The 26,503-nt window shown below is 47.4% G+C and carries 23 protein-coding genes; 18 read left to right on the forward strand and 5 right to left on the reverse strand.

Annotation, left to right across the window (positions count from 1 at the left end; translation table 11 throughout):
* The first annotated feature begins 238 nt into the window (after positions 1 to 238).
* Complete coding sequence (locus CMR03_RS19840) at positions 239 to 1,222, forward strand: DUF1852 domain-containing protein (protein ID WP_096012432.1); 984 nt, start codon at positions 239 to 241, stop codon at positions 1,220 to 1,222.
* Positions 1,223 to 1,247: 25 nt separating this feature from the next.
* A complete protein-coding gene (locus CMR03_RS19845; protein WP_096012433.1) occupies positions 1,248 to 2,279 on the forward strand; it encodes a methionine synthase in 1,032 nt (343 codons plus the stop codon).
* Positions 2,280 to 2,403: 124 nt separating this feature from the next.
* Here CMR03_RS19845 and CMR03_RS19850 read toward each other — a convergent pair whose 3' ends face one another.
* Positions 2,404 to 2,613, reverse strand: coding sequence for a DUF6434 domain-containing protein (locus CMR03_RS19850; protein ID WP_096012434.1), 210 nt, complete (start codon positions 2,611 to 2,613; stop codon positions 2,404 to 2,406).
* A gap of 61 nt (positions 2,614 to 2,674) precedes the next feature.
* Here CMR03_RS19850 and CMR03_RS19855 point away from each other — a divergent pair, with 61 nt between their 5' ends.
* The gene (locus CMR03_RS19855) at positions 2,675 to 2,992 is read left to right on the forward strand and encodes a hypothetical protein (protein WP_096012435.1); all 318 of its coding nucleotides are present in this window, start codon (positions 2,675 to 2,677) and stop codon (positions 2,990 to 2,992) included.
* Between the two features lie 226 nt (positions 2,993 to 3,218).
* Here CMR03_RS19855 and CMR03_RS19860 read toward each other — a convergent pair whose 3' ends face one another.
* On the reverse strand, positions 3,219 to 3,941 hold the full coding sequence (locus tag CMR03_RS19860) for an SDR family oxidoreductase (protein WP_096012436.1): 723 nt from the start codon (positions 3,939 to 3,941) through the stop codon (positions 3,219 to 3,221).
* Positions 3,942 to 4,039: 98 nt separating this feature from the next.
* Between CMR03_RS19860 and CMR03_RS19865 the strand changes: the two genes are divergently transcribed.
* Positions 4,040 to 4,948: a LysR family transcriptional regulator gene (locus tag CMR03_RS19865; RefSeq protein WP_063879242.1), complete on the forward strand. Its 909-nt coding sequence runs from the start codon at positions 4,040 to 4,042 to the stop codon at positions 4,946 to 4,948.
* A gap of 414 nt (positions 4,949 to 5,362) precedes the next feature.
* Here CMR03_RS19865 and CMR03_RS19870 read toward each other — a convergent pair whose 3' ends face one another.
* A complete protein-coding gene (locus CMR03_RS19870) occupies positions 5,363 to 6,337 on the reverse strand; it encodes a nitrilase family protein (protein ID WP_096012437.1) in 975 nt (324 codons plus the stop codon).
* A gap of 101 nt (positions 6,338 to 6,438) precedes the next feature.
* Here CMR03_RS19870 and CMR03_RS19875 point away from each other — a divergent pair, with 101 nt between their 5' ends.
* The 8 genes from CMR03_RS19875 to CMR03_RS19910 all read left to right on the forward strand — a co-directional run bounded on the left by CMR03_RS19875 (position 6,439) and on the right by CMR03_RS19910 (position 16,054).
* Entirely contained in the window at positions 6,439 to 7,317 is an 879-nt protein-coding gene (locus CMR03_RS19875; RefSeq protein WP_096012533.1) for a LysR family transcriptional regulator, read from the forward strand.
* Between the two features lie 581 nt (positions 7,318 to 7,898).
* Positions 7,899 to 9,137 carry a PTS sugar transporter subunit IIC gene (locus CMR03_RS19880; RefSeq protein WP_162287592.1) on the forward strand — a complete coding sequence of 413 codons (1,239 nt, stop codon included), beginning with the start codon at positions 7,899 to 7,901 and terminating at the stop codon, positions 9,135 to 9,137.
* Positions 9,138 to 9,192: 55 nt separating this feature from the next.
* A complete protein-coding gene (locus CMR03_RS19885) occupies positions 9,193 to 11,808 on the forward strand; it encodes a family 78 glycoside hydrolase catalytic domain (protein ID WP_096012439.1) in 2,616 nt (871 codons plus the stop codon).
* Between the two features lie 36 nt (positions 11,809 to 11,844).
* A complete protein-coding gene (locus CMR03_RS19890; RefSeq protein WP_063879246.1) occupies positions 11,845 to 12,789 on the forward strand; it encodes an AraC family transcriptional regulator in 945 nt (314 codons plus the stop codon).
* 187 nt (positions 12,790 to 12,976) lie between these two features.
* Complete coding sequence (locus CMR03_RS19895) at positions 12,977 to 14,260, forward strand: carbohydrate porin (RefSeq protein WP_096012440.1); 1,284 nt, start codon at positions 12,977 to 12,979, stop codon at positions 14,258 to 14,260.
* A 35-nt stretch (positions 14,261 to 14,295) separates the two neighbouring features.
* The gene (locus tag CMR03_RS19900) at positions 14,296 to 15,258 is read left to right on the forward strand and encodes an alpha/beta hydrolase (protein ID WP_096012441.1); all 963 of its coding nucleotides are present in this window, start codon (positions 14,296 to 14,298) and stop codon (positions 15,256 to 15,258) included.
* A gap of 132 nt (positions 15,259 to 15,390) precedes the next feature.
* The gene (locus tag CMR03_RS19905; protein WP_063879248.1) at positions 15,391 to 15,696 is read left to right on the forward strand and encodes a PTS sugar transporter subunit IIB; all 306 of its coding nucleotides are present in this window, start codon (positions 15,391 to 15,393) and stop codon (positions 15,694 to 15,696) included.
* A gap of 40 nt (positions 15,697 to 15,736) precedes the next feature.
* Positions 15,737 to 16,054 carry a PTS lactose/cellobiose transporter subunit IIA gene (locus tag CMR03_RS19910; RefSeq protein WP_063879249.1) on the forward strand — a complete coding sequence of 106 codons (318 nt, stop codon included), beginning with the start codon at positions 15,737 to 15,739 and terminating at the stop codon, positions 16,052 to 16,054.
* A 177-nt stretch (positions 16,055 to 16,231) separates the two neighbouring features.
* Here CMR03_RS19910 and fhuA read toward each other — a convergent pair whose 3' ends face one another.
* Together fhuA and CMR03_RS19920 are read right to left on the reverse strand one after the other, a co-directional pair.
* Positions 16,232 to 18,406 carry a ferrichrome porin FhuA gene (gene fhuA, locus CMR03_RS19915; RefSeq protein ID WP_096012534.1) on the reverse strand — a complete coding sequence of 725 codons (2,175 nt, stop codon included), beginning with the start codon at positions 18,404 to 18,406 and terminating at the stop codon, positions 16,232 to 16,234.
* 633 nt (positions 18,407 to 19,039) lie between these two features.
* Positions 19,040 to 19,879, reverse strand: a complete 840-nt coding sequence (locus tag CMR03_RS19920) for an AraC family transcriptional regulator (protein WP_063879250.1) — start codon at positions 19,877 to 19,879, stop codon at positions 19,040 to 19,042.
* A 215-nt stretch (positions 19,880 to 20,094) separates the two neighbouring features.
* Here CMR03_RS19920 and CMR03_RS19925 point away from each other — a divergent pair, with 215 nt between their 5' ends.
* The 6 genes from CMR03_RS19925 (at position 20,095) to CMR03_RS19950 (ending at position 26,340) form a co-directional block, all read left to right on the forward strand.
* Complete coding sequence (locus CMR03_RS19925) at positions 20,095 to 20,475, forward strand: hypothetical protein (RefSeq protein ID WP_096012442.1); 381 nt, start codon at positions 20,095 to 20,097, stop codon at positions 20,473 to 20,475.
* Between the two features lie 370 nt (positions 20,476 to 20,845).
* Positions 20,846 to 22,810 (forward strand): methyl-accepting chemotaxis protein, encoded by a 1,965-nt coding sequence (locus tag CMR03_RS19930; protein ID WP_096012443.1) that lies wholly within the window; start codon positions 20,846 to 20,848, stop codon positions 22,808 to 22,810.
* A 391-nt stretch (positions 22,811 to 23,201) separates the two neighbouring features.
* The gene (locus tag CMR03_RS19935) at positions 23,202 to 23,732 is read left to right on the forward strand and encodes a glyoxalase superfamily protein (RefSeq protein ID WP_096012444.1); all 531 of its coding nucleotides are present in this window, start codon (positions 23,202 to 23,204) and stop codon (positions 23,730 to 23,732) included.
* A gap of 176 nt (positions 23,733 to 23,908) precedes the next feature.
* On the forward strand, positions 23,909 to 24,298 hold the full coding sequence (locus CMR03_RS19940; protein ID WP_096012445.1) for a hypothetical protein: 390 nt from the start codon (positions 23,909 to 23,911) through the stop codon (positions 24,296 to 24,298).
* Positions 24,299 to 24,403: 105 nt separating this feature from the next.
* On the forward strand, positions 24,404 to 24,898 hold the full coding sequence (locus CMR03_RS19945) for a glutathione peroxidase (protein ID WP_096012535.1): 495 nt from the start codon (positions 24,404 to 24,406) through the stop codon (positions 24,896 to 24,898).
* Positions 24,899 to 25,317: 419 nt separating this feature from the next.
* The gene (locus CMR03_RS19950; protein WP_096012446.1) at positions 25,318 to 26,340 is read left to right on the forward strand and encodes a LacI family DNA-binding transcriptional regulator; all 1,023 of its coding nucleotides are present in this window, start codon (positions 25,318 to 25,320) and stop codon (positions 26,338 to 26,340) included.
* Positions 26,341 to 26,503 lie beyond the last annotated feature (163 nt).

The following is a 26,503-nucleotide window of genomic DNA, read 5'->3' on the forward strand; positions in this document are numbered from 1 at the left end:
CTTTGCCCCGGTCGCTCTGCTGGGAAAGCGGCGCGTACAGCACCCGCAGGACGATATGAAGAAGGCTCATGTTGATGTGAAATTAAGTCGCTTTCACTCATGCCATGACTCTGGCATAAAATATGCTTATTGATTACCGACGCGTTGAAGACTGCCGAACACGCAAGCCACAAGACAAAAGCAGGCCGTTCTGGCGAACAATGCAGTTTTCACATCAGAATTCAGGATCTAAAACACGATGAATAACAACTTCACATTTACGATTAAGAGCAGTGTTTTTGATGAGAATTACAACCCATCAGAAAATACGCGCATCACCACCAACTTTGCTAACCTGGCCCGTGGTAAGAACCGTCAGGATAACCTGCACAACGCCCTGGTGATGATTGATAATCGTTTCAATTCCCTGGCGCATTGGGACAACCCAAAAGGGGACCGTTATTCTGTCGAGCTTGAGATCATTTCTGTCGAAATGAATATCAATGTCGAAAATAATCGTGATGCCTTCCCGGTAATCGAAATATTAAAAACCAATATTGTCGATAAAAAAACCGATGAACGCATTGAAGGCATTGTCGGAAATAACTTCTCCTCTTATGTGCGCGATTACGACTTCAGCGTATTGCTGTCAGAGCATAACAAAAATAATCCCGTGTTTAACATCCCGGATAACTTTGGTGAGCTGCATGGCAATATCTTTAAATCCTTCATAAAATCAGAAGCGTACAAAGCGAATTTTAGCAAAACACCGGTGATTTGCCTGAGCGTTTCAAGCAAAAACACCTATGTGCGCACCGGCAACCGTCATCCGGTACTGGGCATTGAATACCAGCAGGATGAATATTCACTGACCGATAAATATTTCAGCAAGATGGGCCTGCATGCACGTTACTTTATGCCTGAACACAGCGTTGCACCTTTAGCGTTTTATTTTACGGGTGATTTGCTGCGTGATTACAGCAATCTTGAACTCATCAGTACCATCAGCACGATGGAAACGTTCCAGAAGATTTATCGTCCTGAGATTTATAATGCAAATTCTCCGGCAGGTATCGAATATCAACCGAGCCTGAGCCATCGGGATTTTTCATTAACGCAAATTGTTTACGACCGAGAAGAACGTAGCCATCTGGCTATTGAACAAGGGAAGTTTACTGAGAAGAACTTCATCAAACCCTACAAACATGTTCTTGAGCAATGGTCTGCTAATTACGTTCTTTGATTAACTCAGTATAAGGTTATCTGTTATGAAAATTTTGTTACCGACTTCGACGGCGGGAAGCCTGCCTAAACCGTCATGGCTTGCGCAACCTGAGACGCTGTGGTCGCCCTGGAAACTGGAAAATGAAGAACTCATCGATGGCAAAAAAGACGCGCTGCGTTTGATTCTTGACGATCAGGATCGCGCAGGTATCGATATCGTCAGTGATGGTGAGCAAACGCGCCAACACTTTGTGACCACGTTTATTGAACACCTCAGCGGTGTGGATTTTGAAAAACGCGAGATCGTTAAAATCCGTAATCGCTATGATGCCAGCGTTCCAACCGTTGTCGGTGAGGTGGCGCGCCAGAAGCCGGTATTTGTTGAAGACGCCAAATTTTTACGTCAGCTAACCAATAAGCAGATCAAATGGGCGCTGCCTGGCCCCATGACCATGATCGACACGCTGTATGACAGCCATTACAAGAGCCGCGAAAAACTGGCCTGGGAATTTGCCAAAATTCTCAACCAGGAAGCCAAAGAACTTGAGGCGGCGGGTGTCGATATTATCCAGTTCGATGAGCCGGCATTTAACGTGTTTTTCGATGAGGTGAATGACTGGGGCATTGCCGCGCTGGAAAGAGCGGTTGAAGGTCTTAAGTGCGAAACCGCTGTGCACATTTGCTACGGCTACGGCATCAAAGCCAACACCGACTGGAAAAAGACGCTGGGAACCGAGTGGCGTCAATATGAAGAAGTGTTCCCTAAACTGCAGAAGTCGAACATCGATATCATTTCGCTGGAATGCCAAAACTCTCGCGTTCCAATGGATCTTATCGAACTCATTCGCGGTAAAAAGGTGATGGTCGGGGCCATTGATGTGGCAACCAATGCTATCGAAACGCCAGAAGAAGTGGCTGATACGCTGCGTAAAGCCCTTCAGTTTGTGGATGCCGATAAACTTTATCCGTCGACCAACTGCGGCATGACGCCTTTATCCCGCCAGGTTGCCCGGGGCAAGCTGAGTGCCTTAAGTGCCGGTGCTGAAATCGTCCGCAAAGAACTGCTGTCTAAATAATCGCGCCAGTCGTCGGTTAGGTAAAAGCACATCAACGGAGACCTGATCGGTGATCGGGTCTTTTTTTTACTCACCGGGCGAGGTTGTGCCTCCCCAGCGGCAGGCTGCGTAAAGGCGATAAGGGCTAGCGGCCTTTCCTGCGCTTCCACTCATCCACAACGTCTCCCAGATTTTTGGCAATATCATTGCGTATCCACGCCATGAACTCCCGATCAAACCGGAACGTCTCCCCGCATTGCGCAACCATAAAACGACGCACGTTTTGCGTGTTCTTATAGTTTTTATCAACCATCGTCATGCGAGTCAGTTCCGCGCTGTGCCAGTCAATGCTCATTCGCTTGCCTCATGTAAAACGGGGTGAAAGAGTAACCCATTGTGCTGCACATTGCTCTTAGGTGATCACGCTGACGGGACGTTTATGCCTGGCTTATCATCTTCCGATATGCGGCAGGCGTAATACCGGTCAGGCGGCTGAATACCCGGCGCATCACGTCTGTTCCCGAAAAGTCGTTTTCGGCTGCCAGCTTCTTGATGAGCTTTCGATCCACATTGCCCTTATGGGACGCTTCGTCGGTGGTGGCATTATGCTCGGAACCCTCAGCAGTAAAGCTTTGGTACGAAGATTCACGGTGGCACATCTTCCATTACTGATACACGACATGCTGTTGATTGCCGGGGCAGGGTTTTTATACAGCGCCTGGCAGGTAAAATAATTCTGCTGCAGATGGACAAGGCTGATGCTTTCACTATAGCCAATCAGATTGGCGTTTCTCGCCGCCTGGATTTTATCAGGTGGTTGCGCCATAACGGTGAAGGGTAAGCCATGCTGGTAACGTCCGCTTATGGCGCAAAGCGGACTGATGTCAGGTTAATGTCTGCTATGCGCGAAAAGCGGAATTTAGTCGTTGCTTCAAGTGACCATGAAGCCATGCCGAAACGCTAGTTTGCAGACGCTGTAGGTCTTATGGTTATTTCAGATGTATTAACGGTTTCAGGCGCCTCAATGACATGCTTTACAGCATGGGCAATGTCAGCGGGTTTAAGTGCGACAGAACGGTAGGCATCCATCAGCGCCATGGTTTCCTCATGGGTAATTGTTGACGCGAGTTCACTTTCTACAACGCCGGGATTTAAGCAGGTTACACGTATGTTAGGACTTTCCTGTCGTAACCCTTCAGAAATAGCCCGCACCGCAAACTTGGATGCACAATAGACAGCAGCTGTTGGTACGACAGTAAAGGCACCAATAGAGCCGATATTAATTATCTGACCCGATTTCTGTGCTTCCATCACGGGTAGCACAGCGCCAATACCCCAAAGCACGCCCTTAATATTAACGTCTATTGTTCGTTCCCATTCATCCTGATTGCCAGCGGCAAGGGGTGAAAGCGGCATAATGCCTGCATTGTTAATAAGGACATCAATACGGCCCCAGCTGTCCAGTGCTGTCTGGACGAAGTCAGACATGGATTGTCGATCGGTAACATCCAAAGCCCGCGCATCAGCAATACCGCCCGCGCTGCAAATGTCTGCTGCAATGGCATCGATACGTTCCACTCTACGTGCTCCCAGTAATACCTTCGCACCTGCAGTTCCAAGTTCTCTGGCAATACCTTCCCCGATGCCACTTGATGCACCCGTGATTAATATAACTTTGTCCATGATGTTCTCCTGTCATTGATTTCGGAGAGAGAATAGAACTTTACGATAAGTTGCAGTATCCTGCTTTCACTGGACTCAGTGGTTAGCAGTGCTAAACAATGAAAATTGATCTCAATCTTTTACCTGTTTTTATTGCGGTTGCAGAAGAGCATAATTTTAGTAAAGCTGCAGCACGGCTGGGCGTGACCCGTTCGGCGGTCAGTCAGGGAATAAGAAGGCTCGAGGATGCTTTCGGCACAATGCTTGTCATGCGGACGACTCGCTCGGTTCATCTGACGGAAGCGGGAGAACAGTTGCGTGTATCTCTTTCATTGCCTTTAACCAGTCTCGAAGCTGCATTCGACAATATTGCTCCTGACAGTAAGCCAAGAGGACTTCTCAGAATCGCGGTGACCTCGATAGCGGAAGAATTTCTTTCAGGCCCGTTAATCGCTTCCTTCGCGGCAGCTAACACCAGTGTGAAGCTTGATATTGTTGTCACTGATAAAGAGTTTGATATTGTGGCTGCAGGCTACGATGCCGGTGTCAGGCTCGGAGAAGTGATTGAAAAAGACATGATTGCTGTTCCGCTTACGGGTGATCAACGTGAAATGGTGGTTGCTTCCCCTTCCTATCTTGCAGCCAATAGTCGCCCTTATCATCCTCGTGAGCTGGTTCATCATCAGTGTATCGGCTGGCGCTCATCCCCGGATGTTGAGCCCTATCGCTGGCCATTTGAAGAAAACGGGAGAGCCTTCGATCTGGCGATTGAACCGCATATTACGACTAATGACCTGCGTCTGATGTTAAGACTGGCTCTGGCTGGTGGCGGCATCACTATGGCTACTCAAGAAACATTCAGGCCATATATAAAAGGCGGTCAGCTTGTGTCAGTGCTGGATGAGTATCTTCCACAATTTCCAGGCTTCTATCTGTATTTTCCCCAGCGCCGCAATATTGCGCCAAAGCTCCGTGCTCTGATTGACCATATCAAAGAATGGCGGCAGACGTTTACTTGCCCCCTCTGAGTGGTTCATTTCCATTTTTTGAATCAGTGAGTTAGTTCAGGGTAAAGGCTAAGATTAGCGCATGCAGATGCTGCAGACTTGTCCAGTATTACGTGATAAAGCATATTTTCTTCACTGCTCCATGCACCGTTGCAAGCTGTCCTGTTGTCCTGCTTAACTTCCTCTATATAACGCCCATGTCCTGCCACCTTATTTCTACTAACTCCTCTGATAGATGAACTCAGGGTCAATTCAGACTGCGGATTTTGGAAACAAACGCTTAAATCCCAGTAGTTACCATGACGGTGGGTTCGCCAGTTATGTCTGCTAAGTCCGCTTCTGGCACAAAGCGGACTGTGGGTAGGTGATGTCAGCTATGAGTGAACAGCTGACGTTTCGTTCAAAATGCCTGACACCACATTCGACAAGGCATCCCTAAGGTATCTCATCCGAAAATCGTGCGGTGATCGCATCACGTTCATAACCCTGCGGTTGTGTCAGAATCTGGTATAAATCAGGACGACGACCGTGGATCCAGCGACGTCCGGTACTCATGGCAAGCAGGCTTAAATCCAGTTCAGCGCTCACCATAACATCTTCAAAAGCCCAGGTTTCATTAATGATTCTTCCATAAGGATCCAGGATCATGGCATTGCCTGTTCGGACTTCGTCATCATCAGCGCCTACGCCGTTACTAAACAGAAGAAATAACCCGTTGTCGTGAGCACGGGCAGGTAGCCATCGCATCAGCCATTCCCGACCGCTTGCCCCCTTAAATGCAGCAGTAATTTCTTCTTTTCGCGTTTTCCGTTCTGCCCACAGTGACAGCGGAATGGGTTTCATCGCATAGGGGCTGCGGGAATCGGTACCGCCTGTTTGATGTGGTGCAAGAAGGATATCTGCACCAAGCAATGCCGTAGCGCGCACATTTTCCACCAGATTGTTGTCCCAGCAAATCAGGATCCCTACTTTTACCCCCCAGGGAGTATCAAAAACGGTGAAGCTGTCACCGCTGCTGATGGCTGGATGCTCGAAGGCATGAAGTTTACGATGCGTCTGCATTGATCCGTCCGGCATACAGGCAACATACGCATTATAAAGGCGACCATCTTCGGCTCTTTCAATGAGCCCTACGCCAATAAGCATTTGATGTTTTATCGCCAAAGAGCGAACTAACATCAGGGAAGGGCTGGTTGCAATCGGTTCTGCAAGAGCAGAAACCTCTGCGGTGGTGAGCTTGGGTACATGCCAATAGCCTGTGATACACATTTCTGGAAACGAGAGGATCTTCACCTGCTGGATGGCTGCCTGTTCAATAAATTTCTCAATTATCAGCAGATTATATTTTTTGTTATTGGCCTGATGCTGAAACTGTACGGTTGCAGCCTTTAAGAATGTAGGCTCGCGCATGATGCTTCTCCAGTTGTTGTCGAAACTGAATTACATAACGCTTTCCGATAACTGTATAATCAAATGATTTCCATTTCCGATAACCTTTTGGAATGAAAAAATTGAATATCCGTTTGTTAAAAGCTTTTTTGATACTGGCTGAAAGAGGAAATTATGCCGATGCGGCACGGGCACTGTGTATTTCGCAACCCGCATTGACCAAGCAAATTAATCTTCTTGAGTCGACGGTGAAGGTGTCACTTTTTTCACGCGGGCGTCACGGCGCAATGCTGACCGCCGGCGGGAGACGCTTATTGCCAGAGGCTGAAAAAGTGGTCAGGCAAGCTCAGTTGTTTATGCAACACGCAGAGCGTGTATCAGTCGGTATTGAGGGCCATATAGCCGTCGGGTTTGGCCTCTCAAGCTTTTATCTGGCACCACGCTGTATTGCTGATTTTCGCAGAGATTGTCCGGGAATAGAGATGTCTTTAACGGATCTTCCCTCCTTCTTACAGTACCAGCTACTGCAAAATGATGAGCTTCAGGTAGGATTTGTCAGGGTACCTCCACCGATAGCGCTTGATTACCTGCCATTATTTACAGATCGGCTGGTTCTGATAGCACCTGCAACGCCGTCGTTATCATTGTCTGCTGCTGAATGGCTAAAAAAATATCCTTTATTTCGTCTTCATACTGAACGAGGGCAGGGTTTAAATGCGCAGATTGACCGCTTTTTGCATGATAACGGTCTTTTTATATCATCCACCCAACTGGCTGATGATATACAAACTATTGTCGCGTTGGTGATCGCGGGTACAGGCGTTGCAATTTTGCCCTATAGTGTTCTGCATATCGCGCCACCGGAACGGGTTATTATTCCGCTAGAAGGCAAGTCAATAAGCTGGAATGTTGGCATAGCCTGGAACGCAGGCACGGAGAATGTCATTCGCGATAATTTTATTGCCAGTATAAGAACGCGTAGTGCGGTCGAAAACGAGTAATCAGCTATAGGGTTTCACTCCAGCCTGAAGCTGAACAACGCTAATAATCGACTGATTCATGCGTATGTTGGCAACGTCCGCTTCTGCACTAAGCAGACATTGTGTTCACATCCCCATTAGGACTCAAATTTGTCTTTCGCTGGCACCGTATCGGGCCTGTAAATCCCTGACCCAATCCCGCAGTCGTGCCAGCGTCAGCTCTTTTTTGCCAGTACATCCTGCAGCATCGCCTTTTCGGGGCACCAGACTCTTTAGCCGCAGATATTCCTCTTCCCGCTGCCGCATATAGTTGAGTTCAGAAGGGGAAACTCCGCTGTATTTCTCAGGCCATGCTTAAAATGTGGCCAGAAATTCAAGTCATAAATATAGTATTGTGATTTGTGTCACTAAATATTCCGTTTCGCAAAAAAGGTCATTCTAAATGACAACAGCCGACATGCCTCGCAATTTAATATGCCATTACTATGATGGCCGGACAGTTTAATCTCATTTAAGTTTTTGAACGCACTTAAAAATAGACACTGATGGAATATCACATGCCAATAAATACAGCTGCCATGCAAGAAAAACTATTAAGTATCATGCAAAGCGTTGGTCAAAATATCTACCTGAAATCAGTGATGAGCGGCATGATGCTCGTGTTACCAGCAACCATCATGAGTTCCGTCGCCACGCTTCTTAAGGTATTCCCTTTCCAGCCCTACCAGGATTTTCTTGTTCGCTACGAACTAGTAAGGTTTTTTGATATACCTATCAATTTCACCAACAACTTTCTGGCAGTCATTGTTTCATTTTCGGTAGCTTACACGCTGGCTAAAAACCTCAATGTTGATAGCTTCATGGCCGGTCTGCTTTCAATGATTTCATTCTTTATACTTACACCCTATAACCCTGGAGAGATCGGTCCACTGGGGCAATCATATTTAATTCCAAGCCAATGGTTAGGTGCCATGGGGTTGTTTACGGGGATTTTGGTTGCCATTGTATCAACCCGTATTTTTACAGGCATTACCCGAAAGGGATTAATTATTAAAATGCCAGAGAATGTCCCGGATTTTATATCAAAATCCTTTTCATCGCTCATTCCTGGTATTGTAATCCTGACAACATTTACTGTTATATCTGCGGTTATAACGATTAATGGTTATGGTAGCATCCATCAAATCATCTATAAACTCATCCAGTCGCCACTCACATCTCTTGGATCAGGCATTGGATCTATTATTTTTGTTGCAGTGCTTGCTCAGTTGCTCTGGTTCTTTGGTCTTCACGGGCACGCCATAACGCTAGGCATTGTAGCCCCTATATGGTTTGCTATGGATGCACAGCAACTGGCTGCGTATGCTGCAGGCATTGAATTACCTAACATCACAGGTTTTGCATTCTTTATGACCTATGGTGTTGCGGGCGATTTATTACCATTAGCGATTATGTTGGCTTTTTTTGCAAAGAGTAGTCGATATAAAACTTTAGGTAAAATAGCCCTTCCTCCCGCGGTATTCACAATTGGTGAACCCATGGCCTACGGTGTACCTTTGGTCATGAACTTTGCTTTAGCTATTCCCTACATCCTTATCAACGGGATTATGTTGGGCATCGCATATTATCTAACTGTAACTGGAATATTGCCGAGGGTCGCTGGCGTCAGCACGCCTGCGGGGATGCCTATCATAATCTCAGGATTCATGCAGGGTAGCTGGAAAATAGCGGCATTCCAGTTTATTGGGTTGTTTGTAAGATTTTCAGCCTGGTACTTCTTCTTCAAGATAGCTGATGCGTTAGCCTGTAAAGAAGAAACGGATGAAATCTGTGCGAGTTAGATAATCAAAATCTGGAAGTTGACCATGAGAAATACACTACGCCACGGTGGGTTAAATGTTGCAAATTAATTATCAGACCAGTCGAATTGTTGTCGACAGACTCCCTGTTGCATGTCACTGGAGCGTTAAGCATATACAAACATCGTACCATGTAACAATTTTAAAAGACGATTCCGTGGTGCATGAACTTACTGGGGTTGGCGATAGCACAGATCTCCTTTTAACTGGCTTTGAGTTGAGTGAATACGGCACATATACTGTGAGGATTAATTCATGCAACAGTGCTGGTAGTATGGTTTCACTGACTAATTCATTCATTACGGGTAATCTGGGTAACTTCCACGGCAACTGGATAGCAAAATCTTTTCAGAACATTAAAGATAAACCAGAAGATAGCAGTACGCGAAACACGGTTCTCAGGAAATGTTTCCCTATCCAAAATGCAATCGATAGGGCTGTAATAAACATTGCTGGCCTTGGATTCTATAATCTATATATAAATGGGGATAAAGTATCAAGGAATGAACTTAATACCGACTGGACTAATTACTCGAAAACCGTCTATTACGATACCTATGAGATAAAAGATTACTTAAAAACGGGTAGCAATACTTTAATCATTGAACTGGGGAATGGGTGGTATGCTCCCTCCGAAATGAAACTATTCGGGAAGTATAATCTTCGCGACATGTTATGTTCAGGGGTGACTCAGGCGATCGCTGATATTTTTATACAGGGTGAGGGCCTGTCAGTACGTCTATCGACGGATGAGACATGGGAATGCACTGAAGGCGCATATTTTACCAACAATATCTACCTGGGCGAAACCGTAGACTCCCGATTGTTCAGTGGTCGCAATACCACAGAACTGGTATCACCCAGATGGAATAACGTCCTCCTGGCGAAAGGGCCACAAGGGCAGATGGTGTCCAGTTATATCCCCAAGATAGAAAAAATTAAGTGTGTGGACTTTAAAGAAATCCATGTTCTGAATGAATCAGAATTCATCGTAGATTTTGGGGAAACCCTTTCAGGGCTTATTGACCTTTCGGTGAGCGCCTCCGAAGGACAAGTTATCACTCTGACATATGCTGAGTGTCTCGACGATGATTACACGTTGAATACCGGGTCAACGCTGGCTGGCTTCATTGGAAAAGAGGTAGCACCCGGCATTGTTATAAATGGTGGAGAGTCATCACCCGGTCGTGCAGAGCAAATCGACCAGCTCATTTGTCGAAGTGGCATCAATCATCTGGTTAATAAGTATACCTATCATTCTTTTCGCTATGTGAAAGTGAGTGGAATGAACCTGGATCAGTTACTCTGCATTATGGCGCACAAGGCATACAGCAAACTCGAAAGCGCCGGCGATTTTCTTTGCTCAGACTTGTATTTAAACCGGCTGTATGAGATTGCGCGTAATACCAAACTAAACAATATTCACTCCGTGTTCAGTGATTGCGCGCGGGAGCGGTTCGCGTATGGTGGGGACATCGTTGCTCTGGCAAAATCTCAGGTTTATCAGTTTAATTCTGCAAAGATGTACGAAAAAACCCTTTCAGACTTTATCAACGACACGCGGAAAAATGGTGGTTTTCCTGAAACGGCACCATTTGTGGGAATTAAAACAAACGGAACCGGGGAAACAGCCGGCCCTTTGGGATGGCAGCTTGTTGTTCCCTTTTTGCTTAACATTCATTACCAGCACTATGGAACGCTGGATCTCGCACGTGCGTTTTTTCCATTCCTGGAGCGTCAGCTTGAACACCTTAACAGTGTCGGGTATGAAGGGCTTCTCGACTGCTGCCTCGGGGATTGGGGGAGTCGAGATTCTGGTGCCGTTGACTATAAGTCTGGTTCGCCCGCTCGCAATTTCACGACCGCATGTATCTATTATCTGCATGTAAAGCTACTCCATAAATTCAGCACTATTCTTAAACTGAGCGGTAAGTCTGAATTTTATGCGAAACAAACACTTGAAATCAGGGATCGTATTATTACTGATTTTCGAAATGCTGATGACAGCTTTGCAGATAAAAGTCAGACAAGCTATGTTTTTGCACTCTATATGGAATTAAGTGATAACCCCAAAAAGTTAGCCAGTGAACTGGCTAATGCTATCCGCGATAATAATTACCTGGTAACCTGCGGAATTTTTGGGCAAAGCTTCCTGTATGAAGTTCTCCGTCATTATGATGAAAATGAAGTAATCATGAAATGGCTTCACGCCTGTGGGGGATTCAAAAGTATGCTTCATGACGAGGATACTACCCTGAAAGAATTTTTTGGTGATAATAAGAATGGCTCATGCAATCATGCGATGTTCAGTTCTTATACTAGCTGGATGACTCAAGGGCCAGGAGGTATTATTATTGAGGATAATGCAAGAGGTAGTGATACTGTAAGAATACAACCTGCATTTTTGGATTCATTACAGTTCGTCGACTGTACACATCACACTGTGAGGGGATACATTTCTTGCAAATGGCAACGTCTTGCAAAAGGTATTGAAATAGTGATCAATATTCCATTTAATTTAAAAAAATGCATTCTGGTTATCTCAGAAGAGTATAATGTCACGGGTAACATCCATGAACCTCAGTATTCCGATGGTGTTAATCAATACTTTGATATACGAAATGCTGGTGAGGTCAGCGTGTTACTGACCTGAACGCTTCATTAATTAAAAGCTCCATGTAGGTGTTTTATGATCAATCCTGAAATACATGACAGTCTGTTAGCATATACAGAGAGAGAACTTGAGATTTTACGTGCTAACTATCAGCTGAGTCATAAGTTTAAGAACCGCATGGAGCGTAGGTTTTTTAAAGATAACTATATTTATATTGAAAAACAGACTCGTTTCACAAAAGTGTCCTTGCATTCACATGATTTTATAGAACTCATCTATATCTATCAAGGAAGTATGCGTCAAAATGTCAATGGCGTGCCCATGACATTACAGGAAGGGGAAATTATGCTCCTCAACCAGTTTGCTAAACACGAAATTGATTCTGCCGGCCATAACGACATCATCATCAACTTCATCATCAAAACGGAGTTTTTTGGCAAATTAATGTCGTTGTTTGATGAGGATAACCTGATATCGGATTTCATTCTCGCGTCAATAAATGGTAAGCGTCGTTATGGGGAACATATTCATTTCAAAGTCGGTGAAATAGATTCTATCCAGAACATTATGCACATCATCATTACTGAGATTTATAGCGCAAATAAACTTAGAGAGGTGCGCGTTAATTTTTTAGTGGGTTTGTTGCTGACCGAATTACTTGCAAATATTGAGTGTAGTGACTATCACATTAATGGAACTTACAATAATTCGATATCAACATCTGTCCTCAGATATATTGATGAGAATTATAAGGTTGCGACACTTAACGACATTTCTCGCAGGTTAAATCAGCCGAATTATAAGGTAAGCAAATTACTCAAAGACTTCACCGGAAAGAACTTTAGTGAACTCCTTATTGAAAAAAGGTTGGATATCCTAACGCATTTACTAAAAAACACAAATTATTCAATAATTGACGCAATCAACATGTCCGGTTATGAAAATGCCACTCACTGCTATAAAATATTCAAGAATAAATACGGCATGAGTATCAAGGAATATCGCAATAGTTTTAACTAACCCTCTTTCCCTGTTCGGAAAAGTCAGGCATTTTTGTCTGGCTTTTTTTAAATTTAATATTGAATGCAAAATTCGACATACAAAAACACAAGCCTGGTTATAACTCTACTTTGGCGGTCAAATATAATGGTTGTGATTTCTTTTATTATTAAAAAATTACCCTACCATTACCAGTGGAGCTATAATAATGTGTTTAAATAAAATAACGCTTTATTTATTGCTGTTTTGTAGTTGTATAAATGAAAGCTATTCTGCAAATATTTCTGAGGATGGCTCGTTTCAATTAAATGGCTATGGAATGGTTGCCGGCGATTTTCAGAGCGAATACAACAGACCCAAAAACATGACGCTTCATGCAGATCCCACTGGCCCGAATCAGGACCCGCGAGGAAAAATGGGGGATCTCGGTAACAGCTTTTGGCACGATTATTATACGTCTCTTGCCGTTACCAAGAAATGGACAGGGATCGGCGCGCCTGAACAGTGGGCTGATTACACTTATCAGGTTGTAGGGTACGGAGATAAAGCTCTTGAAACTGCACAAAACTATGGGAGATTTGGTGGACTGAATTTCCTGCCAGATGAGTCGAATATCTGGGCGGGCCGCCGCTATCTGGACGAGCGGATCAATGTGTTTGCCTATAATACTAAAGAAGTTCACATTGATTCAGGAATAGGTTACAGCAGTAAAAATTTTGATTTTGCTGTAGGGACCGCTCAGATTGACTGGTCAAGCTCTGGCGCGCCGATGGCCGCAGAAGGTTCACGCCGGATTTTCGACCTCACTTATCGGCTCGGATTAACAGAGTGGGGCATTACTTATGTCAAAGAACTGGATAACCCACTTGGTACCGGTGTACAGCAGGCCACAAGTTTCTCAGCTAAATACACTATGCCAAACTACCTGGGCCTGATTAAAGGTCAATCCTCACTACAAATTCAGTATGGTAAAGGCGTTATAGCGCAATACCTGAATACCAGCCGAATAAGTGTACTCAGTGAGAAAGGGGATTCATCTGTCAGATTTACTGTCGATGGAAGCATTTCACAATTTGAAGATTTTACCGTAAATCCCGCTTTTATATATGAATATACCAAACGTGATAAGTCTGCAGACCGAACCACGGTTATACCCGACCTGGCTTATTCTGGTGGCGATATGATTTATGGCTACGAAAATGAAACGGGGATTTTTGGTGGCGTAACGGTAAAACAAAACCTTCATCATCAGAACATTTCAATGCTCTATGAATTTATTGTAAACAATACCAGAAACAAGAATGGGGTCGCCGGCGCTAATGGCAATGCCTACAAAATTTCAGTAGGTCCGGCTCTACAACTGGACGTGCTCCCTTATATCGCACCACTTGCCAGTCTGACATTGACCTACGCCGGGGGAGATCGTGAAGTGACCCTGTTGCCGAAAGCATCTGAATGGCGAGTGGGCTATCGCATGGAAGTCTGGTTCTGACGGTGTCTGTCTTTAACGCTATTCAGGAGTAAAAAATGTATAGAAAATCAATTGTGGCATTGACCGCATTCTTTACCTTATCTGTTTCCGCAGCCGGTCAGGTAGCAGAAAGTAAAAATATCAAATTAACGCCAAATGCACTGGCTGTTGAAATGATCCCTGATATTACTTACTCATTTACACAGAATACCATGGGCAGGCCTCTGCAACTGTCAATGGACGTTCTTAAGCCTTATTCCCCAAAACCGCTTCCTGCAGTGGTATTTATCACCGGCGGGGGATTTATTGATGCACCGAAATCAAAGTTCATTGGCCAACGTGTCGATATTTCACGGGCGGGTTATGTGGTGGCCAGCATAAACTACCGGGTAGTCCCGACAATGGTCTTTCCAGGCCTGCTTGAAGATGCTAAAACGGCCGTCAGGTTCTTACGCACCAATGCTGACAAACTGGGTATTGACCCTTCCCGGATCGCCGTGATGGGTGAGTCAGCCGGCGGCTATCTGGCTGCAATGGTCGCCACCACTAACGGCATCAAGACGTTCGATACGACCGAATATTCCGGGCAAAGCAGCGATGTGCAGGCAGCGATTGATCTGTATGGCTTATCTGATCTCACCACGGTCGGGAAAGATTTTTCTGATGAAATTATAGAGGCGCACAAGTCTCCCGCTATTCCGGAAGCAATGCTGGTCAACGGCATTCCACGGCAGGGCGGAGGGTCTATTCTTTCTAACCCAGGCAAGGCTAAAGCGGCAAATCCTATAACCTATATCTCCGACAAAACCCCGCCATTTTTACTGATGCACGGCGATGCCGACAATGTGGTGTCGCCAGGCCAGACAGGTATCTTGCATGAGGCGCTTATTGCACATGGACGTGATTCAACGCGTTATATCGTCGCGGGGGCCGACCATGCTGGTTTGATGTGGTATCAGCCTGAGATAACCAAGATCATCATTAATTTTTTGGATACCCATTTGAAGGACAAAAAATAACTACGGGTAATGCCGGATCATTCCCGTGATAAAAACGAATTGCAGGTCAGTTGCACTATTGAATTGAACATATTCTGGGGATTATTTCACTGGTTCAGTGAAAATCTCGATTGTAAAAAATAGGGAGTTAACTTGAAACGTATCTTTTTATGTTGTGCTGCCGGTATGTCTACCAGCATGGTGATGAAAAAAATGAAACAGGCTGCAGAAAAGAACAACATCGAAGTCGATATCGTTGCGGTTTCGATGGAAGATTTTGATCGGACTCTGGCTCTGTATGACTGTTGTCTTCTGGGACCACAGATCAAGTATAAATTTGAGGAGTTTCAGGCTAAAGCCATATCAGCGGGAAAAAAAATAGCGGTAATCAATAGCATGGATTACGGCATGATGCGCGGAGAGAAAATCCTCAATGATGCACTGGCTCTTTTTGAATAACGAACGGTAATCATCAGCAATAACAGAATTGAGGTAGCAAATGGATATGGAATCAACGGTAATGGAACTCATCATCAATGCAGGTGAGTCCCGTAGCTGTGCCATGCAGGCCCTTAGCGCTGCAAAAAAGGGTGACTGGCATGAGGTCGAAGCGCAAATGAATGAATCTTTTGCCGCATCTAAGCGGGCTCACGACGTACAAACAATGCTTATTGGTATGGACGAGGGATGCGGCAAAGTTCAGGTAAATCTGGTCCTGGTTCATGCGCAGGATCATATTATGAATTCGATGTTAGTCCGGGAAATGGTCCAGGAATTCATTGATATTTATCGCCAGCTTCCAGCGCGTTCTGCATAGCCTCACGCTTTTGCTGACAGATCTCATCTATTGCGTCCATATAATATGGACGCTTATTGATTAACGTCCGCTGCTGCACAAAACAGACTGAACCAGGAAAACTGTCCGCCATGAGCCACAAGCGGACAATATTAACCCTGTGTGATGGCGGAAAAAATGTACTCCAGGACGTGCGCTCTAGAACCTGAGCGTAGCGGTTGCGGTAATCTGTCGCTCCGCGCCGTAAAAACACGCTGTTGTGGCGTAACATCCTGCGACGTAATTCTTATCAAAGAGATTGTTAACGTTCAGCCCTATGGTTGACCCCGGCATACTGAATCTGCCCAAATCATACTGTATGACGGCATTCCAGATCGTGTAGGGCTTCACTTTAAAGGAGTTTGCGTTATCACCTTCCGTTGACCCGATATAGCGACTGCCTAATCCTACCGTCAATCCGCTAAGGGACGTTTCATGGAAAGTATAGTTTCCCCATAATGCCGCCATATTTTTTGGAATTTCAGCAGGGCGATTACCTTGATACAACGTGTCTTTGGTATATTCTGCATCCGTGTAGGAATAGCTGCCGATAATATCGACATTTTCTGTCAGCGCTGCTTTTGTCTCAAGCTCAATACCTCGGGAGCGTTGCTCGCCATTTTGTATTGAATATAAAATATGCTCAGGATCTGAACTCAGATTTTTATCTTTTGTTAACTGAAATACCGACAAGGTTGCGGAAATCAATTGATTGTCAGGAATATATTTTATCCCGGCTTCATATTGTTTGGCGCGAGATGCCTGGAACATTTTACCTGTATAGTCTGATCCCGCGGTTGGCAGGAAGGATTCACTGTAGCTAATGTAAGGTGAAATACCGTTATCAAACAGGTAGTTCAGGCCTCCACGCCATGTAAATTCATTATCATCCTGTCCGGCGGCGGTATTGTTAGTAAGACGATTGACGCTGTCTACTTCAGACCAGTCATAACGCCCACCCAGTGTGAATACCCAGTGATTCCACTCCGCCTGATCCTGCAAGTACAGGCCCGTCTGTTGCAGATGATCGACCTGATCCCGGTAACCGAAATACTGCACCGCCGTATTACCATATACAGGATTGACCAGATTCAGACTGGACGCTATACCCAGCGCCTGCCATACATCATTACGCGTGCGCCGGTAATCCACGCCCATAAGCAACGTGTGGTCTACCGCATAGGTGGAAAACGTATGTTGCGCCTGAGTATCAACGGCGAAGGTCGACAAATGCTCTTTAGCGTTAAGCGCACCTCGGGTCAGTTGCGACGGATCAAAGGGGGAAATCTGGCTTCCAAAGATTGTTCGGTAATCCATATCTACCGTTCCGTAGCGCAGGTTCTGTCGTATTGTCCAACTGTCATTGAGTTGATGGTCGAAGGCATAGCCGACTAACTTCTGTTTACGGGAAATTTTATTATAGCCCGGTTCACCATCGTTAAAACTGGTGGGTAATTTTCCACCCGCGCCACTGGTTACCGTTCCTTCTTTAGGCAGGTAGCCAAACCATCCTGTATCGGGTTCATCGAGAAAACTGCTTAAAAAAGTAAACTGGGTTTTGTCGCTGGGACGCCATGTGAAGGACGGCGCGATAGAATAACGCTTGGCTTTTTCACCCGTCTGTTGCTGATCCTGATCGCTGGCCACGCCTGTCAGTCGGTAAGTTAACTTATTGTCGTCATCAACCGCGCCGCCAAAATCAAAACCGGTCTGGAAAAGATTATGGTTGCCTGCTTTAAACTGCACTTCGCGAAGGGTTTCCGGTGTCGGACGCTTGCTGACCAATGCAATAATGCCGCTGGGGTCACTCAGGCCATACAGGACAGAGGCAGGACCACGCAGCAATTCAGCGCGTTCCAGCATATAAGGATCGACCTGGAATGAAGTGAAACTGTCACTCTGCAGTTTGAGTCCATCAAGATAAATATTATCGCCGACCTGGCTGAACCCCCGGATATTAACTGAATTAAACCCGCTTACTGAACCGCGACTGTCAACCATCACATCGGCTGAATAACGAAAAGCATCTTTCAGTGTCTGTGGGCCGAGCAAATCCATTTCTTCACGCGTGACAACGGTAATTGACTGGGGGGTTTTACGGAGTGGCGTATCTGTTTTAGTGGCTGTCGCACTTCGTTTTGCCACCACGGAACCTACTGGTCCCCAGGCATTTTCTGCAGCGTTACTCTGCCCATCGCTTGTTACCGTAAGTGTATCCTGCTTAGGTGAAGCCCCGTCGCTGTCTGCTGACAGGGCGGGAAATGACAGTGAACTCATTAATGCGCTAATGATGACCGCACAGTAACGTGGAACAAGGACTCTTCGTACTTTCATGTCTGTATGCACTCGTAGGGTTTGAATAAAATACATTTGACTGAAACGAATAAGCGCCAGGCCCGCGCGCGCCACTTTCTAAAAAAGAAGTCTGCTTTCCATGACGGTAAACCGGCCCTGAACAGCGGCATCTGCGCCTTCTGTGACCCTGTTGTCAGGCAACGCCACTCAGGCTGCGCATCGGTGGGAACGCAGCCGTTATCGCTGTTCAGCACGCGGATTCATAACGTTTCAGTCGTAAAACATCCAACACAAATAAAAATCATTCTCATTTAATAGCGAGAATGATTTTTTCGATAGCGAAACCCAGACATAAAATTTTTCATTTCAGCCAAAAGTGACGAGTTTTTCTTTTCAGCGGGGGGGAATCCAGACTTAACGTCAGAAATGATGTGGTTGATGTCGCCTTCACCGGCAATATCGCTACAACGAAATCAGAGAAACACCTGAATGTTTCTTGGCGTCAACGACGGTTAAAGGCCGGCTTTTTTCCGCCAGGGCGTCATGCCACTGGGTATGAATGAAGTGTGATAAACAACAACCCCCCGGTGGAACAATCTGTCAAGAAAAGGGGGGAACGTCTGTTGTCTGGGCGAACTGAACGAGCAAGGGATGACGGATCAGGCTGTGCGTTTAATCCAGATAAATTTTGCCAGGCATAACACCTGCTGCAAATTTCTCTGTTCTTTCAAAAAGGTAGCGTGCTGGCGGCTTGCCGACTGCTTTTCGGAACATGGTGATAAATCCGCTGGCGTTCTCATAGCCAAGTTCCAGCGCCACGGTCTGAACGCTTTCACCGCGGGTTAGGCGCTGAAGTGAAAGAATGACATGTAGCTGCCGACGCCAACGGCCATAACTCATGCCGACTTCCTGCAGCATCAGCCGGCTCATGCTTCTTTCACTCATACCAATGCGATGAGCCCATTCGCTTAAAGAGGATTTGTTAATGGGATCGGCCAGCATCATTTCAGCAAGCTGGCGCAGCCTTCGATCACGTGGCATTGGCAGATGCAGGTCTTCTACAGGCGCTATAGATAATTCATCAAGTAGGGTTGCTATCAAACGGCTTTCAGGCCCTTCTGTCGCATAGAGCCTCGGTAAACTCGCTGCTTTAAGCAATAATTCACGCATGAGTGGGTTCACTGAGAGTGTGCAGCAGGTTTTCGGCAGCCCAGGCATCGCTTCGGGTTCAATAAACAGGCAATAGCATTCTGTATTTCCAGAACCACGTGCAGAATGTGGCATGTTGCCCGGTATCCACACGGCACATTGCGGTGGAACAATCCACATCCCCTCGTCTACCTCACAATTGAGCACGCCCCGGACGGAATAGAGTAATTGCGACTTACGATGTTGGTGTGTTTTATTTTCCCAGCCGCGTGAAACCATGGATGCGCTCATGGCAAAAACGGCGCGCGGAATGCTGTCAATATCAGGCATAACAACAGAATTTAGCGACGGTCCCAGGGACATACATTCAGCCTTAAGGTTGAGCGAAGCGTTTTTTGGCGGATTTAAACAACATTATGACCAACATTCGCAATGCAGTCTAAGGGGTATTTAGATAATTTTATTAAATAAGAGTTTTGGTTTCTTTCTGTGCTGCGCGCCACGTCACTGACGTGGCTGTTTATCGGCGCGACATCAGCTCTGAAAAATTTAATTAACTGATTGACAGGATTATTGCTATGCGAATTGATGATGCTCATTTTCCTATTGTATGGATAAACATGAATGCTTCGGGCAAGGACCCGGTTGCGTCTCCGTTTAGTGAATTCGAAGCGTTACTGGCGCGTAAGACACCCTTCGTATTGCTTAACGATGAAGGTTTTACTGAAAGCAAACATGAGCATTCCGCCGATGAGATGAAGCTCACAACACGCTGGATGAAAGCTCACAAAAATGAATTAAGAACCTTTGTTAAAGCCTCCATAATGATTGAGCCAAACATTGTCAAAAGGACGGCAGCCAGACCTTTCGCCGTGATATATGAAAAGTTTTGGGGCTATCCTTTATTGATGGTCCCCTCAAAAGAAGAGGCTTTAGCAACCGCAAAAACATTACTTTAAGCGAGATTAAACCGGTTAAAACGCACACCGCTGACAACCAACAGTCGCAATTAAAAGATGAAATGGCGACTGCCTTTCCGAGCCTCCTCTCAATCCCTGCATGTAAAGCCTGTGAGCGCATTTCTTCAGCCGCTGTCTGCTTCTGACTGTCAGCAGACATCCTTCCCAGCGCCCCCGTTTACACCCATCGAAAATAATAATCACAGCAATCGCTGAAGCTATGGCCGCATGAGTCGATAACGCTTGCTCGGCTCATTTTTAGTGCCGAGGAGGGCTCACGAATACCGATCGCGAACGGATCGGCATGTAGCCCTCTTTTTTTTACAACACCAGTACGTGCATTCCTTTTAATAACAACGGAAATAACACTATGTCTGTCATCAAGACAATGACCAGAAGCTTAACCGGTTCCCGTTTTGCAGGGGCCGCTCAGCCCGCCGACGGGATTTTCAACTGTGAAAGCTTACCAACATCGCTCTCTGCAGCAGGCCTCAGCAATCGTGCTGCGGGTATTTTGCTGACGTTTGTGCCGCCAGAGGCAGATTTTCAGAAGGTCAGTCAGGTATGGCAACGTTTTACATCGGCGGATCTGACCGTCATTACGCTCTCTTCGAACGGCGCACTCAGCGCCAGCGGTAAGCAGACCACTTACTGCAAAGGAGAAGGGCAGGAAGGCAGTTGGCTTTGGCTACCGCGCAATCTGATTGCGGAGCATGAAACGCACATCGTCGATCTGCATCTTCATGACACCCACACGGCAAGCGATCGCATCAGCGCCATTCAACATGAACTGGCCGCGCTGAAGTTGCGTATGCCGCTCTCTGCTGACCGCACCTTTGCCATGATTTACTGTGACGGCCTGTCAGCATCGGAAGGATTTTTGATGCAGGCCTGGTATAACACCGGCCGTTTTCCGTGCCTGGCGATTGGTGGCTCCGCAGGCGGACGCGCAACCTTTGACGGTACATGGATTGGCGTGGGTGGTCGGGTGCTGCAGGGCAAAGCCGTTATCGTTTTCTGCCAGATGGCAGCGGGTAAATCTTTTTCGCCCTTCAAGAGTCAGAACTTTGAGCCGCTGAATAAAAGCTGGCTCATTGCAGAAGCCGATCCCGTTAAGCGTACGCTGACCTCGGTGTTCAACCCGCAGGGGCAGCAGCAGCCTTTCACCCAGGCACTGGCCGAACATCTTGGCTGCAACGAACAGCAGCTAACCGAGAAGCTGAAAGGGCTGACATTTGCCGTTAAGGTGGGCGAGGTGTTTTTTATTCGCTCAGTGGCGAAGATGGACAGCCAGAGTGTGCAGTTTTTCTGCGATCTGGAGTTTGGCGATCGGCTTTATTTAATGCGCGAGACCGATTTTAAACAGGCCACGCAGCGTGACTGGCAGGCGTTTACCCAGCGTCACGGCAAACCGGCGGCTGTTCTGATGAACGACTGCATACTGCGTCGCGCAGGCAATGCCGATAAGCTGCACGATGCGCATTTCTTTAAAGGGATTCCTGCCGCAGGCTTCTCCAGCTTTGGTGAGATTCTTGGCGTGCCGATCAACCAGACGCTCTCTGCGCTGGTGTTCTTTAATCACAGCGTCAATGCCATGGCGCAATTTCCAGTGGAATATGCGAGCTATGCCGCGCATTACGCTCAGCGCGCGTTGCGTCGCTGGGAGGCGCTCAACCGAGTGCAGTCGGGCGTGCTGGCCCGCGTGGTGAACTATCAGCAGGAGTTAGCGCCCATCGTGCAGGCGCTGCCGGTGCTTGAGGCGGCAACCCAGAGCCAGGGCGAAGCACTGACGATGGCCGAAAGCAGCATCCGCGCCATCAGCGATATCGCCAAAGAGAGCCAGCAGGCGCAGAGTCGCCTGGGCGAGGGGCTGGACGATCTGGAAGCGATTTCCAATGGCATCAACGTTATTACGCATGGCATCAGCAATATCGCTTTCCAGACCAATATTCTGGCGCTCAATGCGGCGGTGGAAGCCGCACGGGCGGGCGAAGCGGGCAGGGGATTTGCCGTGGTTGCCGGAGAAGTGCGTCGTCTGGCGCAGTCCTCCAAAGAGCAGGCGGAAGCTACGGCAAGCAATATCAACGATGCAGTGAGTACGATTTCACGCATTCGCGACGTTGCGACAAACACTGTACAAACCGCCACGGATATGGCTGACCGGAGCATTCACGCTGCCGATGCGATTGCGGTGATGAGTGATCGCACCCGGCATGAACGGGCAGGTATGGCAAAGCAGCTGGATAGTCTGCGCACCTTAACTGCGGGCATGGATGCCATGCAGGAAGCGGTGGCCGAGCTGAAAGTCCTGCAAACCCTGTCCACCTCTCGTTAAGGCAGCGCTGGCGCAGCGGTTATAAACGCGCTGCGCCAGCCAGTCTTTATCGTTTGCCTGGCCTGGCCATGTGATCGCTTCAGCTGCTCGTTGACGCAGATCGGCTGTCTGCAAACGCGGGCTGTGCGCCGGTTTCTTATTGATGGCAACCCTCGCGCGGCTAAGGCAAACCGTTAATGGCACGCCAGATGCTGCACACTTTACAGAAGGACCCGAACTTGCGTCTTACGCCGTTGCGCTATACTGTCACCCAGGGCCAATGCTGCCTGCCGCTCGCGTCCGCAAGGATAAGGTGAAAGCATGGTGTTTCCTGATATCAAATAGCTAACAACTCTTGAGAGTCGGGGCAGGGTAATGCGAGCGCCATCGAGCCTTGACGACAGGAGAACCCATGTTATCTATCGAACAAGCCAAACAAATGGCGACAAAACTCAAATCTTCTCTGGCGCAGCGTGACCTCACGCTTTCTCACTCAGCCGCCCTGGAAACAGTGGCACATCAGTTGGGTTTCAGAGACTGGAATACGGCATCCGCCACATTGCCCGCGCAAATCCCGCCTTCGGCCGTTTCTTTCAGTAAAACCATCCCGATATTAAGAATTTTTGATGAGCGCAAGGCGCGAGAATTCTATCTGGATTTTCTCTCTTTCAGTGCCGAATTCGAACACCGTTTCGAACCCGGTTTGCCCTTGTATATGGGGATAGTCAGAAATGGCTTACAGTTGCACCTCTCTGAGCATCATGGCGATGCCAGCCCTGGCGCAACGGTATTTATTCCTGTGCAGAATATTCAGGTATTCCGGGATGAGCTGCATGAGAAAAAGTACGGCTACGGTCGCCCGGACATTGTTGAGCAGGATTGGGGGCGCGTGATGGAAGTGCATGATCCCTTTGGCAACCGGCTCCGTTTCTGTCAGGGCTGATCGGCATGGTCAGCCTGGTCATAGCGGCTAAGCGGGCCATGTCTGCGTCATCGCCTTATTGAACAGGCGCGTGATGTCGGTGGCTTTGGGCGAATGGCGGACATTCGCCCGCAGCGGCAACCAGCGCGTTTGGTGAATTTGTACTCTTGAATGGCTGGAAAAAGAAGGAGCGTGATATGCAGTCAGTCCACCTCATGGGTGACGGATATGAACCCTATGTCGAACAGAAAGGGGATACGTTGATCTACTCCCTCCCTGTCGATTCCGGCTTTATCACCTATGAATTTGCCTTTGAGATTAGCCGGGACGATCTTGATGTCCTGCTGTCCGATGATTACCGACGCGCCGTTCTCGAAATTACGGCACATACGCTGCTTCAGCGTTCGACGTTAAAGGGCTATGACCGCTTTACCCCGCACGATTTCGATGACCTTATTGCGAACACGCTTCACTCAACGCCAGAATGCCTGCAGACATTCATTGCGCAAGTCAGTCATGAACATCACATCGGTATAGAACTTTATGCGAAAAACATCATGGAACGACGTTCTGCGGCAAAGCCGTGAGCGCTGAACGGGATGTAAGCCTGCTGGCCCTGCGCCACACTATCTGGCCCTGTGCGATGCCTGGCAATGCCGCCACAGACCGGGTTTTACTTTGAGGATGACGCGATGACCCCTTTTTATCAACTTCATGCCACCAGCCTGCGTGGCGAACGCATTTCTATGGGTGATTACGCAGGCAAACTGGTGCTGGTGGTTAATACCGCCAGCCACTGTGGCTTCACGCCACAATACGCCGGCCTTGAAGCGCTCTACCGGAAGTACGCCGACCAGGGACTGATGATACTGGGTTTTCCCTGCAACCAGTTTGGTAAGCAGGAACCCGGCGGTGCCGATGACATCGCCCAGACTTGTCACATCAATTATGGTGTGAGCTTCCCGATGTTTGAGAAAGTGGAGGTCAACGGCGCCGCAACGCATCCGGTGTTTCGTTACCTGAAAGCTGAATTGCCCGGCGTGCTGGGCGGGCGGATCAAATGGAACTTCACTAAGTTTCTGATTGGACGCGACGGCAAACCGCTCAAGCGTTTTGCACCGATCGCTACCCCGGAGAAAATGGAAGCCACCATCCTGACCGCTCTTGAAAGCCACGTGTTGCGCTAGCCCATCCTGAAAGCGTTTGCGCTAACCGGGTTATCTCCGTGTGAAGGTTTATTCAGCACGGAGCTTGCGCCCTGCTGGATACACGCCGCGGCGTCAGCAACCCCGTTATCTGCGACAGAACAACGGCAAGCATTGACCTGATGCACATATCTCCGCTTTGTGCCAGAAGTGAACTGACAGCAAGGTACAGATTGCAGGTCTCTGGCGCATCGTGCTGAACAAGGCCCGGCAGCCTTTTATGGATCGATGAGAGGCGATGTGATGAAGATGGAGATGAAAAACTCAGGGTTTCGGGCGCAGGTTTTTGAGAGAGCAATCTCATAAAAAACCTGATGAGACAGCAGAATGCGATCAAGTATTTTGCCGCTGCACGGTTTCTGTGTTTAAAATGATAGAAATCTATCATTCCAGGCGGCGCAATGAAAAAAATATCTATGTCAGCTGTGGCCAGAGCGGCGGGTGTCGGCGTCGCTACGGTTGATCGTGTGTTAAACAACAGAGCCTCGGTCAGGCAGGAAACCCGGGATCGGGTTCTGCGTGCTGCTGACGCGCTCGGCTACCGGGAAGACCTCCGCAAGGTGATGACCCATGAAGCCGCGGCGGTCAAAAGCGCTGTGCGCACCGGCTTCATTCTTCTTCCCAATGATTATTCTTTTTATCAGGTGCTTTCGGACGAAATCAGTCGCTGTGCACAGGGAAAACTGACAACGGAACCGGTGTTTCTGTGGGCGGATATTCATGATATTGAGAAAGTAGTATCCTCTCTTGAGTCACTGGCAAAACGCGTTGATATTATTGGCGTTGTTGCGCTCGATCATCCTCTTATACGGCATACCATTAAGCAGCTTTCCGCTTCAGGCGTGCAAATTTTCACGTTGTTTTCCGATCTGTCTCCCTGCGGCCAGGCTGGCTATATAGGGCTGGATAACCTTAAAGCAGGGCGCACGGCGGGATGGTTTACCGAACGCATGGCTGAAAAAGACAGTGTGATTGGCGTTCTGCTTGGTGACCACCGTTTTAACTGTCAGGAAAGCTGTGAAATAAGCTTCCGTTCGTATCTGCGTGAAAACAGAAAAGATGTCGTGGTTCTGGAGCCTTTACAGACGCTCGAAAGTATCAATGGGGGCTATTCGGCTGCCTCTCAGCTGCTAAAAAATAATCCCATGATTACGATGATCTATGCGCCATGCGGTGGCATTGAGGGCGTAATTAAGGCCATCGTCGAGAGTAAGCGGCAGGATATAAAAATGCTCTGTCATGGCCCCTTTATCGGTGATGAGATGGCGCTCATCGAAGCCCATGTCGAAATCATGCTACGTCACCGTATCGATGCAGTGGCTGAAAAGATCGTCTCACTTTTTATCAGCAGGCATCAGGAAACCGATCGCAATCCTGTCTACGTGACACTGCCTTTCGATCTCATCACTCCGGAAAATATCTAAATCCCCTGGCCATCAGGCAAAGGCTTGTGCTGTCTGGATTTGATTTAAAACTATCAAAATAATGATATAAAAAAATCATGATCGCTATCAAATAACTCACTCCGAATGATTGCCGGTAATAAAAAACCGGCGCAATACTGCGCGCAGTGAGTCAGGCGCTTGC

Origin of the sequence: Pantoea allii (assembly GCF_002307475.1) — a bacterium.
In the GTDB taxonomy this organism is placed as follows: Bacteria; Pseudomonadota; Gammaproteobacteria; order Enterobacterales; family Enterobacteriaceae; genus Pantoea; species Pantoea allii.

Excerpts from the sequence above, each read along its gene's own strand:
- CMR03_RS19840 (WP_096012432.1), top strand. The coding sequence starts at position 239 with ATGAATAACAACTTCACATTTACGATTAAGAGCAGTGTTTTTGATGAG.
- CMR03_RS19845 (WP_096012433.1), top strand. The coding sequence starts at position 1,248 with ATGAAAATTTTGTTACCGACTTCGACGGCGGGAAGCCTGCCTAAACCG.
- CMR03_RS19850 (WP_096012434.1), bottom strand. The coding sequence starts at position 2,613 with ATGAGCATTGACTGGCACAGCGCGGAACTGACTCGCATGACGATGGTT.
- CMR03_RS19860 (WP_096012436.1), bottom strand. The coding sequence starts at position 3,941 with ATGGACAAAGTTATATTAATCACGGGTGCATCAAGTGGCATCGGGGAA.
- CMR03_RS19865 (WP_063879242.1), top strand. The coding sequence starts at position 4,040 with ATGAAAATTGATCTCAATCTTTTACCTGTTTTTATTGCGGTTGCAGAA.
- CMR03_RS19870 (WP_096012437.1), bottom strand. The coding sequence starts at position 6,337 with ATGCGCGAGCCTACATTCTTAAAGGCTGCAACCGTACAGTTTCAGCAT.
- CMR03_RS19880 (WP_162287592.1), top strand. The coding sequence starts at position 7,899 with ATGCAAAGCGTTGGTCAAAATATCTACCTGAAATCAGTGATGAGCGGC.
- CMR03_RS19885 (WP_096012439.1), top strand. The coding sequence starts at position 9,193 with ATGTTGCAAATTAATTATCAGACCAGTCGAATTGTTGTCGACAGACTC.
- CMR03_RS19890 (WP_063879246.1), top strand. The coding sequence starts at position 11,845 with ATGATCAATCCTGAAATACATGACAGTCTGTTAGCATATACAGAGAGA.
- CMR03_RS19895 (WP_096012440.1), top strand. The coding sequence starts at position 12,977 with ATGTGTTTAAATAAAATAACGCTTTATTTATTGCTGTTTTGTAGTTGT.
- CMR03_RS19900 (WP_096012441.1), top strand. The coding sequence starts at position 14,296 with ATGTATAGAAAATCAATTGTGGCATTGACCGCATTCTTTACCTTATCT.
- CMR03_RS19910 (WP_063879249.1), top strand. The coding sequence starts at position 15,737 with ATGGATATGGAATCAACGGTAATGGAACTCATCATCAATGCAGGTGAG.
- fhuA (WP_096012534.1), bottom strand. The coding sequence starts at position 18,406 with ATGAAAGTACGAAGAGTCCTTGTTCCACGTTACTGTGCGGTCATCATT.
- CMR03_RS19920 (WP_063879250.1), bottom strand. The coding sequence starts at position 19,879 with ATGTCCCTGGGACCGTCGCTAAATTCTGTTGTTATGCCTGATATTGAC.
- CMR03_RS19925 (WP_096012442.1), top strand. The coding sequence starts at position 20,095 with ATGCGAATTGATGATGCTCATTTTCCTATTGTATGGATAAACATGAAT.
- CMR03_RS19930 (WP_096012443.1), top strand. The coding sequence starts at position 20,846 with ATGTCTGTCATCAAGACAATGACCAGAAGCTTAACCGGTTCCCGTTTT.
- CMR03_RS19935 (WP_096012444.1), top strand. The coding sequence starts at position 23,202 with ATGTTATCTATCGAACAAGCCAAACAAATGGCGACAAAACTCAAATCT.
- CMR03_RS19940 (WP_096012445.1), top strand. The coding sequence starts at position 23,909 with ATGCAGTCAGTCCACCTCATGGGTGACGGATATGAACCCTATGTCGAA.
- CMR03_RS19945 (WP_096012535.1), top strand. The coding sequence starts at position 24,404 with ATGACCCCTTTTTATCAACTTCATGCCACCAGCCTGCGTGGCGAACGC.
- CMR03_RS19950 (WP_096012446.1), top strand. The coding sequence starts at position 25,318 with ATGAAAAAAATATCTATGTCAGCTGTGGCCAGAGCGGCGGGTGTCGGC.